Annotated in this window: 9 protein-coding genes and 1 pseudogene; all 10 read left to right on the top strand. The window is 38.4% G+C overall.

The genetic code is table 11. The features are described from left to right. The first annotated feature begins 28 nt into the window (after positions 1–28). The 10 genes and pseudogenes from nheB to DN394_RS12695 all read left to right on the top strand — a co-directional run bounded on the left by nheB (position 29) and on the right by DN394_RS12695 (position 13,436). Entirely contained in the window at positions 29–1,237 is a 1,209-nt protein-coding gene (gene nheB / locus DN394_RS12740) for a non-hemolytic enterotoxin NHE subunit B (RefSeq protein ID WP_000162961.1), read from the top strand. Between the two features lie 107 nt (positions 1,238–1,344). Continuing rightward, positions 1,345–2,424, top strand: a complete 1,080-nt coding sequence (gene nheC / locus DN394_RS12735; RefSeq protein ID WP_149293843.1) for a non-hemolytic enterotoxin NHE subunit C — start codon at positions 1,345–1,347, stop codon at positions 2,422–2,424. A gap of 217 nt (positions 2,425–2,641) precedes the next feature. Then, positions 2,642–3,004 (top strand): annotated as a pseudogene (locus tag DN394_RS12730) (WXG100 family type VII secretion target); the annotation flags it as partial. Positions 3,005–3,026: 22 nt separating this feature from the next. Continuing rightward, a complete protein-coding gene (locus DN394_RS12725) occupies positions 3,027–3,233 on the top strand; it encodes a bacteriocin immunity protein (protein WP_097917645.1) in 207 nt (68 codons plus the stop codon). Between the two features lie 426 nt (positions 3,234–3,659). Further along, entirely contained in the window at positions 3,660–7,088 is a 3,429-nt protein-coding gene (locus tag DN394_RS12720) for a DUF4132 domain-containing protein (RefSeq protein WP_098208869.1), read from the top strand. A gap of 15 nt (positions 7,089–7,103) precedes the next feature. Continuing rightward, entirely contained in the window at positions 7,104–8,210 is a 1,107-nt protein-coding gene (locus tag DN394_RS12715) for an ATP-binding protein (protein ID WP_149293842.1), read from the top strand. Then, positions 8,171–10,477 (top strand): DUF5682 family protein, encoded by a 2,307-nt coding sequence (locus DN394_RS12710; RefSeq protein ID WP_149293841.1) that lies wholly within the window; start codon positions 8,171–8,173, stop codon positions 10,475–10,477. The genes DN394_RS12715 and DN394_RS12710 overlap by 40 nt, the downstream gene beginning before the upstream one ends. Further along, the gene (locus tag DN394_RS12705; RefSeq protein ID WP_098109885.1) at positions 10,467–11,573 is read left to right on the top strand and encodes a VWA domain-containing protein; all 1,107 of its coding nucleotides are present in this window, start codon (positions 10,467–10,469) and stop codon (positions 11,571–11,573) included. Before DN394_RS12710 ends, DN394_RS12705 begins: the two co-directional genes overlap by 11 nt. Continuing rightward, entirely contained in the window at positions 11,549–13,186 is a 1,638-nt protein-coding gene (locus DN394_RS12700; RefSeq protein WP_046959108.1) for an SWIM zinc finger family protein, read from the top strand. Before DN394_RS12705 ends, DN394_RS12700 begins: the two co-directional genes overlap by 25 nt. Continuing rightward, a complete protein-coding gene (locus DN394_RS12695; protein ID WP_097994794.1) occupies positions 13,158–13,436 on the top strand; it encodes a hypothetical protein in 279 nt (92 codons plus the stop codon). Before DN394_RS12700 ends, DN394_RS12695 begins: the two co-directional genes overlap by 29 nt. Positions 13,437–13,593 lie beyond the last annotated feature (157 nt).

Genomic DNA, 13,593 nt, shown 5'->3' with positions numbered 1-13,593 from the left:
TAATTAGCGATATAGGGAGAGAAGAAAAATGACAAAAAAACCTTATAAAGTAATGGCTCTATCAGCACTTATGGCAGTATTTGCAGCAGGAAACATTATGCCAGCCCATACGTATGCAGCTGAAAGTACAGTGAAACAAGCTCCAATTCATGCGGTAGCAAAAGCTTATAATGACTATGAAGAATACTCATTAGGACCAGAAGGCCTAAAAGATGCAATGGAAAGAACAGGTTCAAACGCTTTAGTAATGGATCTGTACGCCTTAACAATTATTAAACAAGGTAATGTTAACTTTGGTAATGTATCGTCTGTTGATGCGGCTTTAAAAGGGAAAGTAATTCAGCACCAGGATACAGCTAGAGGAAATGCGAAGCAATGGTTAGATGTATTAAAACCACAGCTTATTTCAACGAATCAAAATATTATTAATTACAATACGAAATTCCAAAACTATTATGATACTTTAGTTGCTGCGGTAGATGCAAAAGATAAAGCGACTCTTACGAAAGGTTTAACTAGATTATCAAGTAGTATTAATGAAAATAAAGCGCAAGTAGATCAGTTAGTAGAAGACTTGAAGAAATTCCGAAACAAAATGACGTCCGATACGCAAAACTTCAAAGGTGATGCAAATCAAATTACATCTATATTAGCTAGTCAAGATGCTGGAATTCCGCTTCTGCAAAATCAAATTACAACGTACAATGAAGCAATTAGTAAATATAATGCAATAATTATCGGCTCATCTGTTGCGACAGCACTAGGCCCAATTGCAATTATCGGTGGTGCAGTAGTTATCGCTACAGGTGCAGGAACGCCGTTAGGAGTCGCATTAATTGCAGGTGGTGCAGCAGCTGTAGGCGGTGGTACAGCTGGAATCGTATTAGCGAAGAAAGAGCTTGATAATGCACAAGCTGAAATTCAAAAAATAACAGGACAAGTTACAACTGCTCAATTAGAAGTAGCTGGGTTAACGAACATTAAAACACAAACGGAGTATTTAACAAATACAATTGATACTGCAATTACAGCGTTACAAAACATTTCAAATCAATGGTACACAATGGGATCAAAATACAATTCTTTACTTCAAAATGTAGATTCAATTAGTCCAAACGACCTTGTTTTCATTAAAGAAGATTTGAACATTGCGAAAGATAGCTGGAAAAACATTAAAGACTATGCAGAAAAGATTTATGCTGAAGATATTAAAGTAGTAGATACGAAAAAAGCATAATCGGATACGAATCGTTAGAGCGTTAAGTATTGATGAGTGATTTGAAGCTCCTGTTCAGTTGTGAGCAGGAGCTTTTTATACCCTTATAAAGAAAATAGGTGAAGAGTATGCAGAAACGATTTTATAAAAAATGTCTTTTAACGTTAATGATTGCTGGAGTGGCAACGAGTAACGCATTTCCTTTACATCCTTTTGCAGCAGAACAAAACGCAAAAACATTGCAAGAAAGTGCGGGAAATTATTCGTTAGGGCCAGCTGGATTCCAAGATGTTATGGCGCAAACGACATCGAGCATATTTGCAATGGATTCATATGCAAAATTAATTCAAAATCAGCAAGAGACTGATTTGAGTAAAATAAGTTCCATTAATAGTGAGTTTAAAGGAAATATGATTCAGCACCAAAGAGATGCAAAAATTAACGCAGCGTATTGGTTAAATTATATGAAGCCTCAAATTATGAAAACAGATCAAAATATTATTAATTACAATAATACTTTTCAAGCGTATTATAATAGTATGCTAGTAGCGATTGAACAAAAGGATAGTGGAAAATTAAAAGCGGATTTAGAAAAGTTGTATGCGGATATTGTAAAAAATCAAAATGAGGTAGATGTATTATTAGGGGATTTGAAAGCTTTTCGCGATAGAATGGCGAAAGACACAAATAGTTTTAAAGAGGATACAAATCAATTAACAGCAATTTTAGCAAGTACGAATGCTGGCATTCCAGCTCTAGAGCAACAAATAAATACATATAACGATTCAATCAAAAAGAGTAATGATATGGTCATTGCTGGTGGCGTACTTTGCGTAGCACTAATAACATGTCTTGCTGGCGGACCGATGATTGCGATTGCGAAAAAAGATATCGCAAATGCAGAAAGAGAAATCTCCAATTTAAAAGATAGAATTTCTGGCGCACAAGCAGAAGTGGCAATATTGACAGATGTAAAAAATAAAACAACAAATATGACTGAAACAATTGATGCAGCAATTACAGCACTGCAAAATATATCAAATCAATGGTATACAGTAGGGGCAAAATATAATAATTTACTGCAAAACGTAAAAGGAATCAGCCCTGAAGAATTTACGTTTATAAAAGAAGATTTACATACAGCGAAAGATAGCTGGAAAGATGTAAAAGATTATACAGAAAAATTACATGAAGGCGTGGCGAAGTAAACAGTGGACTAGTTCTGCTGTTTATTTTTTTATCCTGTTTTTTGTGAGAGTTGGATTTGTAATTTGATAAATAAATTTGCCGTGTGTTTTATCAATGTAGCTTTGCGGTAATATTTCTTCATGAATAAAAAAATGCCTATGTTCAAGGAGGATATTTTTACCCTAACCTCCGAAACAGGAGAATTAGCTTAATTCATTAGAAGGTTATACATCATAGAAGTTAATGTATAATGATGGTGATATTGGTATTATTCGGCAAGAAGTTAGAGACAAATTAGTCGGAAAAGAATTTAAATCATTTGATGATTTTAGAGAGGAATTTTGGAAAACACTTGCTGATTCAAGTTATGCTGGAGAATTTAGTCCTATGGATATAAAAAAACTTATGAAAAACGGTAAGGCTCCTTACTCACCAAGAACGGAACATTATGGTAACCATAATAAATATATATTGCATCATAAACTGTCTATCGATAAAGGTAGAGATGTCTATAATCTTGATAATCTAATGATTGTATCTCCTAAAATACATCAAAATGTTTTAGATCCCGCATACCATTTCGGGAACAAAGGGTTATAAATTAAATGAAAGGATGAAAAATTTGATATGTAAATTGACGGAAACAGAACTGCTTGAGCTTGTAAAAAAAATTTATGATCTTAATTTACCTGAGGATGAACACAGTAACTATGTTCATCAATTTAATAACTCTGGTGTACCTCACCCTGCTCCAAGTGATTTGATTTTTTGGAATGATGAAGAATTGACTCCCGAAGAAGTAGTAGAAATAGCATGGAATTACAAATAAAAATAAAAGTGGGATAAAACAGCTCCTTTATGGGCCTGTATTATAACCAGAAAATCTATTTAAGATAGCGTTGCATATCCCCGGGGTACAGTTCAAGACGCTATAATTGGCGTCTTTTTTATTCATTAAATTACGTTTGAATGCAGTGCTCGAATTTTTTGCCGAAATCTTAAGTCTAATACATATCATAAAAACATTCAGTACTTACTTTGTGTATCTCTAAACCAAATTTTCAATGATTGTTTTAAATAAATATGAAGTTTTTAAAAGAAACGTACGTTCTTATTTAGGTTGATATGATATACTAATAATGTAAATATATTCCGTATTTATGTATCTGAAATTTCAGACATACGAGAGAATGGTTATTATTATATATAAATAATATAACGATGAATTTATAAAAGAACTAGGGAGGCAGAGAAGGTGGCAGTCAGTACATATCAGTTGTTTCAACATCTTAATATAACAGGGGAACAAGAAGAATTAGCGTTACGTTACTTGCAGACGAGAGATGAAGAAATTTTACAGCATATAGAACAAACGACGATTCGTGACAATAAACGTAGTGATTTTGCTTGGCAGTTTATGAGTGATTTTAGGGAAACGTATAAGCAAGACGCAGGTTTTTTTCGGTTATTTTATTACTTGCTTGAAGATCAACTGTTGAACGTTCTTCTCGTACGCTTTTCACATATGAGTTTTCCAGATATAAAAGTTTATTTTGAAAAAAGCGGTCTTGCATTTGATAGTCTTGTAGAATTGGCGTGTAAGTATTTAACAAATCTTTCCCGTTCTGTAAATGAAGCGGATGTTTTTCTTAGGGAATTAATAAGGGAGAATCCAAAGTACATAGAAGAGAAGTTGCAAGTTATAACAGGTCGACCAAAGATGGTTTTGCTTCTGCATATGCTAGATGCAGATTATGAGAGATTTCTTACGTACAGTTCTTTATTGGAGGAAGAGCTGCTAGAGCATGCGGAGTTTATATTGAAACTGGATGGGGCACAAGAGAAGATAGAATTGGCGAAAAGATACGTTCAAGGTGAATCTGATAGTGAAGTTTCTGTTGGTTCATCTTTACCTGATGTAACCTGGCACCTATTATTTCGTGTTTATCAGCATTCAAATGTGGCAAGACGATATATTGACTTGTTAGCGAAACGTTCTGTTAAAAATTTTATGGATTATGCAACGGATCATGTGTGTCATGTTCTTGATCAGTTTGGAAATCATGTAAGAACAAGGAGTTTTGATAAACAAGCGTATGAAACCAGTCTAAACTTGTGCGAACAATTCGGTGTTTCAGAGGAAAGGTTTTTCGCATATCGTCTTACATGGCGTCATTTAGGCGTCTTTAACTCCGACAAAGTATATGAATATCAATTATTGCTTCGTATGGTGGAAGAACAGCCAGAATTTGTTCAGCGTACGCTGCAATATTTAAGTCAAAGTCATTATCTTTTCGTGGTGATGCTTTTGGCGGAAAAAGGATACGAATTCAATCGAAACAGAGTACGTGAAGAATTTTTAGCGATTGCCCTTGAGTCGGAATCATCTGACATACGTGATACATATCGTGACTATTTAGTTGGGAAATTATCATTTGAAGATATGAAGCAAGTGCTCGAGAGTTCGAAGCAGCAAAATAATTACCGAGGAATGTCTGTTTTAGCAATTGCACTCCTTTGGGATATAGAGGAAGCGGTAAAGAGGGAAGCAGCACTCAAACTTCAATTTGGAAATGACTATAATTATAAATTATATGAACTTCTGCAACAGTATTCTCATAAGGAAGGTTCGCTTGAACGAATGTTGGAAGATCTTCTATCCTACGGTTTATCGAAGGAGAAACTTGTTTATTATTCAGTTAAACAAGCTGCTGGGCACAGTGAGGAGGAAAGTAAGGCAAAAGAAGCACTCGTTCGTTTATTTGTAAAAGAACAGGCATATGTGACAGGAGTATTTACTGAGTATCCTGTAGATGAACGGATTTTCATTTTGGATGAGCTAGCAAAGTATGATGGGGTTAAAACGCGTGCTCTTCTTATTCAAAGTCTTGGAGATTCCTCTAAAAAAGTACGTACTGCCGCAGTCGAGTTTCTTACAAAAGATGTGGAAGCTGCAGATGATGTAGCGAAGGAATTGAATAGTAGAAAGAAAGTCGTACGCGAAAATGTAATGCAAACACTTTTAAACTATAAATCTGAAAAATATACACAACTTGTGCAAGAAGCTTTGCAAGAAAAGAAAAATGCTTCCTTGATGGAGAAGTTTGCTCCGCTGCTTGGCAATGGAGACCTAGAAGGAGTATCAGGAAGTATCGAAGCTTTTTGTACACGTATTTTAACACCACAAAAAAGAAACGCACTCGTGCAGTGGCTCGGATTTGAACCACAAATTCGTCTTCGTGATTCCGATGTAATTGCAGATGCAACGCTTCCGCTTGCTTATTTTCAGCAGTATGTATCGGAGTCTGTAATTGAGAAAAAGGAAGCGGTGGAAGTGATAGGTGCAGCTTTAAATGAACAAGATTTGAAAGAAAATATACAAGCGATCTATCAGCTGTGGATTTCTCAAGGAGCGGAGGCGAAAAAGCGCGGTATTCTTTCGATGTATAGCGTTCATAGTGATGATGAAATGGCGCTGCTGCTCAAAAAGCAGATTGATGAGTGGGCTGTTGGCATGCGCGGAGCTATCGCTGCAGCAGCTGTTCAGGCGTTGGCGTTGTCTTCGTCGCATCTTGCACTTATGACGATGAATACTATAGCATTCAAATATAAACATAAACAGGTGCGTAATGCTGCAAAAGAAGCGTTGAGTCTCGCTGCTAAAACACGTGGTATAACAGAAGAAGAACTAGAGGATCAGCTTGTTCCGGACCTTGGTTTTAATAAACGCGGTGAAAAGACAATTGATTACGGAAGTAGGATGTTTACTGCCTATTTAACGCCTAACCTGAAAATCGAGTTAAAAACAGAAGAAGGAAAACGAATAAAGTCGCTTCCGAAACCAAATGCAAAAGATCATGTGGAAAAAGCAGAAGAGGCTAAGGTGGAGTTATCATCTATAAAGAAACAGCTTCGAAGTATCATTAGTATGCAAACGCAACGTCTTGAAATGGCACTTTCTCTTAATCGTTATTGGTCGCAACATACATGGAAGTCTTTGTTTGTGGAAAATCCAATTATGCAGCAATTTGCTATCTCACTTATTTGGGGCGAGTATAAGGAAGGAAAGTTGCTTGCGACTTTTCGTTATATGGAAGACGGCACATTCAATACGGTTGACGAAGAAGAGCATGAACTTACGCCAGACACTGTTATCGGTCTGATCCATCCGCTAGAATTGTCCAAAGAGGAAAGGGAATTATGGAAGGAACAATTAGAAGATTATGAGGTTATCCAACCATTCCCGCAAATTGTTCGCGAAGTATTTCTGGCGGCGGAAGATGAGAAAGTAACTGTGGAAAGGTTTGGGGGCATTCAAATCAATGGTCGGTCGCTGTTTGGTAAGTTAACGAAGTACGGTTGGAATCGCGGATCAGTTGAAGACGCTGGTGTGTATTATTCTTTCTATAAAGAAGACACTCGCACAGGATTAGGGGCGGAGCTTGCATTTGAAGGTGCACCTGTTGGATATGAAGAAGAGGACGATGTATGCTTATTTGAAATTCAATTTTATAAAGCAGGCACAGTGAGCCGCGGTTCATACTCTTATGACGAAGTTGATGATGCGAGACGCATTGTGCCAAATCAAGTACCTAAACGATTTTTTAGCGAAATTTTATATGATATAAAACGGACGACAGAATCGAATCTTGGCCATGATGAAAACTGGCGCAGTAAGCGATAAGAAAGGAAATGACATATGCAGTCTATTAAACCATTAATGGAAGAATTGTATGAAATAGAATTGAATGCGTTAGAAGCGAATGATTCGTTTCCAAAACCACCTAATTGGCGATTGTCACCGCGTGCTGTTCGTACGTTTATTATCGGACAAGAAGAACCGCTTCTTTTGGAAGGAAAAGAAGTGGAAATTAGCCGTAAGTTTTATGGGAATGATGCGCTTGTGGAACGAGCGATTGTTACATTAGCAGGGAATCGCGGACTTATGTTAATTGGGGAGCCTGGGACTGCAAAGACGATGCTGAGTGAGCTACTTACTGCCGCAATATGCAGAAATAGTCGTAACACTGTGCAAGGAACCGCTGCTACGATGGAAGATACAATTAAGTATTCGTGGAACTATGCACTTCTTCTTGCGAAAGGACCTGTAAGGGAGGCGCTTGTGCCAGGGCCTCTCTTCGTTGGGATGGAAAAAGGGATATTAACTAGATTTGAAGAGTTAACGCGTTGCCCACAGGAAGTGCAAGATTCATTGATCAGCGTTCTGAGCGATAAGGTGCTCAATATTCCGGAATTTGGAGAACAAGGAATTCTTACAGCAAAGCCTGGCTTTAATATTATTGCGACGGCTAACACACGCGATCGCGGTGTGAATGAGATGAGTAGTGCATTGAAACGTCGTTTTAATTTTGAAACGGTACACCCAATTCAAGATGTAAAGCTTGAAGCAAAAATAATAGAGTCACAAGTAACGCGGTTATTAAGGGCATCAGGCATCAAACCAAAAGTGGATCAAACGGTTGTTCAGCTGTTAGCGACTGTTTTTCATGAACTTCGGGAAGGGGTATCTGCTGAAGGGAAACGAATTGATCAGCCATCTTCTGTTATGAGTACTGCAGAAGCGGTATCTGTATATTATCAAAGTGCAATGGATGCGTACTATTATGGAAGTGGAGAAGTGAAAATGGATGCGCTTGTTCGATATTTGTCAGGGACGATTGCGAAAGAAAACAAGGATGATTTAGAAAAGTTACGCAGTTATTTTACAAGCATCGTTAAGGCGCGAGGCCAAATAGGAGGAGAGGTATGGAAGTCGTTTTTCGAAGCTCGCAATCAGCAGAAGTAAATGCATTGTTTCAAAGAGCTTACAATTTAGATCGGAACGTCGTATACGTGCCAATTCGCCATCATAGTCCCGCGTGCTCTTTTCATATACAAAAGATTGTTAAATGCTATAAACCAGATGCAATTCTTATAGAAGGCCCGATAGACTGTAACCCACTTATTCCGCATATTGTGAGTGCAGATAGTAAAGCTCCGATTTGTATATATTGCAGTTATGATGATAAAACGAATGTGCTTGAAAGAGGAGAAAGTGGAAAGTACCGTGCGTACTATCCCTTTCTCGACTATTCGCCAGAACTTGTCGCGCTACGAAAAGGCGCTGCACAGAACATTCCTGTTTCATTTATTGATCTTCCTTATAAAGAATATTTGTTTTTAACAAAAAATGAGGAAGAGAATGGGAAACATGATGAGCAATATTTCTGGCATAGCCAATATGTCCGTATGCTTTCGGAAAAAACCGGGTGCCGAAATTTCCATGAGTTTTGGGAGAAATACTTTGAGTTGCAAGGCTTTCATATGACGAGCGAGGAGTTTGTCCATCAGTTATTTCATTATTGTTATTATACACGCGCGGACTATACGCAGGGGATGTTGACAGAAGACGGTTGTGAAGCCAGAGAGATACATATGGCAAAAGAAATTGAAAAAGCGCGTAAAGTGTATGACAAGGTGCTCGTTATTACTGGAGGCTTTCATGTGAAAGGGCTTCTTGAATTGGAAGGAAAAAAGAAAAAGTTGCCGAAAAGCCCGTTACCTAAATTGTATGCTAAAAACTATCTTATGCCGTATTCCTTTTTGGAAAGTGATCAGATGCGTGGCTATGAGAGCGGAATGCCTGCACCTGCTTTTTACCAACATATTTGGGAGAACAGCGATGAATCGGTAGCTGAGCAATTTATGATACGAATTGCTAGACAGCTAAAGGTAGAAGGAATATCAATGGCAGATGAGATTGAGGCTGCACGAATGATACGTGAACTTGCACTGCTTCGTGGAAAGATGCAACCCGGATTGTATGAATTAATGGACGCAGTGCGCAGTACATTTGTGAAAGGTGAGATATTCTCGGCCAATAAGCCTTTAGCATTGCTTCAGAAGAGTTTGCAAGGGACAAAGCGTGGGGAATTGTCAAAAGAAGCAGATGTGCCGCCGCTCGTGCATGATTTTCGTGCTTCCGTTCGGTCGTTTCGTCTACCGGCCCGTTCAACTGTACCGCAGGAGACGATTCTTGACATATACAAGAAAGAAAGGCACTTGCGCTTAAGTCAATTTTTTCATTGCCTCGCTTTTTTAGGAGTTCCATTTTGCAAGAAGTTACGCGGTCCAAACTTAGCTAGAAAACAGAATATTAATCTTATGCGTGAAACTTGGAAATATCGTTTTTCAGCACAAGTAGAAAGTGCTCTGATTGATATATCTGTGTATGGCGGAACGGTGAAAGAAGCGGCGCAGGAAATGCTAAGAGCAAAGCTACACAAGGCAAAGGGACGGGCTGGAGAGGTGGCCCTTTTATTGCTAGAAGCCTATTTAAGTGGTTTGTTTTCCGACTTTTCCATGTATACCCAATTTATAGATGAAGCTGTGCAAAAGGATGGAGATTTTGCTTCTATGGCAAATTGTGCTTATTATTTATCACAAATAGAAAAAGCAAATCAGCAAGCGGATTACGCTAGGAATAAAGCACTTTCGTTATTTTCTGTTTTAGATGGGGGCGAACCAGCAATTATTGCAGAAAAGCTTATCGATTTGTATACAATGAAGCCTACAGATCAGCAATTTATTGACGCATTGGAGCTTTATTTGCAAAAGGAAAAAAGAGAAAGTCAAGTAGAGGGAGCAGTATTTGGGCTGTTAACTTCTTTAGGAAAGCGGGAAATCGATGAGGTAATGCAAGTGGCAGAAGGGTATTTTTATGGAAGCGGTGATATGCAAAAGCAAGCTCCGATATTTTTGAATGGTTTGTTTGCTGGCGCCAAAGATATCTTTTTATATAACGAATCGTTGCTTAGCGGAATGTCTCATGTTCTAGAAGAACTTGATGAAGAGATATTTCTACAAGTGTTGCCACATTTACGCCTCTTATTCAGTCAATTCACGCCGCTTGAAGTGGATACGATTGCTAGACAGATTTCCAAGTTATATGGCGCTACAGAAGAAGCGATAAAAGAAGAACCAATTTCCGAAGAGCTGCTGATGTATGTAATGCAGTTAGATCGGAAAGTGAAGGGGATTTTAATGAGACGGGGGCTAGAAGATGGAGAATAACATTTCTTTAAATCGCTGGCGTCTTGTTCTTGGGAAACATGCGGATGATCAAATTACATTTCAGGAAGAAGAACCTGTATACAGAGAAATGGACGAGATGCTGGACTTTTTGTACGAGAGAGAACGCGGAGAAGAGCGCGGTGGATCCTTAGATCCCTCTCAGCTAACAGTGCCGACTTGGATTTCGAAAGTGCGGGAGTTATTTCCGAAAGAAACCATTGAAATTATGGAAAATCATGCGTTAGAGAAATATGAATTAACAGCTCTATTACAGGATAAGCAAACGCTTGAAAAAATGGAACCGAATATGAATTTATTAAAATGCATTTTACAATTTAAAGATTATGTAAAACCGGATGTATTAGACACAGCTAAACGTATTGTAGCGAAAGTCACTGAGGAGTTGCGTCGTAATTTAGAGCAAGAAGTGAAGCACGCATTAAGCGGTAGACCGGATCGAAATCGTTCTAGCCGCGTGCGCACGATGCGTAACTTTGATTTTAAGAAAACGATTCGAAAGAACTTAAAGCATTTTGACAAGGAAACAAACGCCATTCATATTGAAAAACCGTACTTTTACGCTGCCACTAAACATGTTAGCACATGGCGTGTAATCCTCGCAGTAGACGAGAGTGGAAGTATGATTGATTCTGTTATCCATAGCGCAGTTATGGCTGGTATTTTCGCAAGCTTACCGACGATTAAGACAGATTTGTTTATCTTTGATACAGCTGTTGTTGATTTAACGGATCGTATTGATGATCCGGTGGAAACGCTTATGAGTGTACAGCTTGGTGGAGGAACATATATTGCTCAGGCGCTGCGCTACGCAACGAATAAAATCGAGATGCCTCATAAAACAATTGTCGTGCTTGTAACGGATTTAAATGAAGGTGGCAGTTACGCTGAAATGTACCGAGAAGCGATGAAGATTGTAGAATCAGGAGCAAAACTGATTGTGCTTACTTCTCTTGATCCGACTGCACAGCCTTTTTATGATAAACAGGCAGCTAAAAAAATGGCGGCGCTCGGTGCTCATGTAGCCGCGCTAACACCAGGGAGGTTGGCACAGTGGATCGCAACAATCATTTCTTAAATGTTCTTTCCTCTATTGATGAAACATATTTAATTGCCATGTCCAACAAAGGAACATATAAGAGAGCAATGAAGGATTTGGCTGCTGCAACAAATATCAAAATGGACGTAGAAGAGGGGGCAGCGCAAATACATCTTGATGATGAAACTACTGTAACGTTTACAGGAGATATACGCAGTTACTCCTGCACTTGTGAAGCACGCTCGATTTGTAAGCATGTCATTATGGCTTTATTAGGAGCAAAGAAGATGTACGAAGGTGAGGAGAACATAAAAGTTGATTTCTCTGCCCTTTTGAATGTGGACGTTCGCAATATTGTCTCCGAAAAAATGTGGGCTGAAATGATGTTCCGCGAAACATTTCAGCAAAAGTTTGTTTTGGAAGAAGAGGGTGCTTTAATCGCCTCCTTTCCAGAAGAGGATATAACGGTTCGCTTTCTGACAGCTGAATCGGTAGCTGATGCGATTTGTACATGTAAAGCAGAGGGAATATGCCGGCATAAGGCGGAAGCAATATATTGGTATCAAAAAGAGAGAGGAATTTCGCATGAAACGAAACAGGTGCGGTTTCTTATTATTGAGTCGGATAAGCTATCTATTTTCAAAGAGATGATTGAGCAAATTGTTCACTTTGGATTAACACGTCTTACAGAAAAAACAATCTATGAAATAGAACAACTTTCTGTAAAAGCGCGTTCTTTGAAACTAGCAAAGTTAGAAAATTTATTTCGTAAGCTAGGGACTGATATTAGGCTATACCGAATGAAACATGCATCTTTTCAAATGGCATCCTATCGGCAAACGCTGTCCGCGATTTATGAATACATTGTGTTGTTAGAACGTCACCGTCTGCAAGAGAGTCCGTTTCGTTCGGAATATTATGAAGTTCCACCGCTTACTTTGCATGCCTTTGGCGCATCCGGCTGGCAAACGAAGTCCGGTTATGTTGGTGTGACATATTATTTCTATAATCGAGAACAGGAAAAGTGGATCACATACACACAGTCACGTCCCATGTTTTATGAAGGGAGCAACACAACTTCTGAGGACCTCCATGAAAAGCAAGTTCCATGGGGGATTGCAGGGAAGGGATGCGAACTGTCTCGCTCATCTCTAGGGTTGAAACATGCAAAGCTTAACACCGATTTCCAATTGTCATCTAGCTCACAGACAGTAGGGGAAGTAGACGGAAAAACAAATGTAACAGAGTGGCAATCGCTCTTTATAACCTCATGGGAAGAACTACTAAAAAAAGTAAAAGCGAACAGGTTAGAGGCAAGTAAACAAGGAGTCTTTTGTATCGAATTTGCTGAGATGGAAGAATGGGAATTTCAGAAGCAAGAGCAAAAATGGATTATACCTCTTATTGATAAAAAGGGGAAAGTATTACAAATGCAAATGATGAAACAACGAGACAATGAGCGGACGATTCGACTTGTAAAAATATATTTGGACTCATTACATGTAAAGAGAATGCTAGTTCATCCTTATCAGGAAGGAACAAAGCTCGTAGTTACACCTGTTATTTTATATACAGAAGTAGGAGAAATTATAAATATTACACTTAATGAAGGGGAAACATTGTATGATAGAGTTAGTGCGCATAATCGATGAATTGGAACAAGCTCTAGATGAGATGCTTGTCTCAGGAGCAGGGACGGTACCTCCTTCTTTTTTTCAAGATATAAAACGAAAATGTGAAAAGTATGGTCTTTCTTATGCAGCCGCGCAACTACTTGTCATAGAGGAAGAACGAAACAAGACCCGCTTTCTTCATAAAGAAGAAACAGGGAAATTGACGGAAGCGTTTTGCAAGTTGCAGGAATATATTCAAGTTGTAAAGGCTGAAATGCTACATTTATAAAGATGTGATTGAATAGGAATTTAATTTATCCCGTATTAACGGGCAATAAAATTCCCACCTCAAGATATAGAGAAGCGCAAGGAAGATAGGTAGGAGAGGAACTGTCCGTAAAAGCCTGAATGTTTCAACTAATAATGAGTGGGGAATGAAGAATCCC

Origin of the sequence: Bacillus sp. BB081, assembly GCF_008368895.1 — a bacterium.
Lineage (GTDB): Bacteria > Bacillota > Bacilli > Bacillales > Bacillaceae_G > Bacillus_A > Bacillus_A wiedmannii.
The sequence above is the reverse complement of the archived record's forward strand: the minus strand, read 5'-3'. Positions and strand labels throughout refer to the sequence as shown.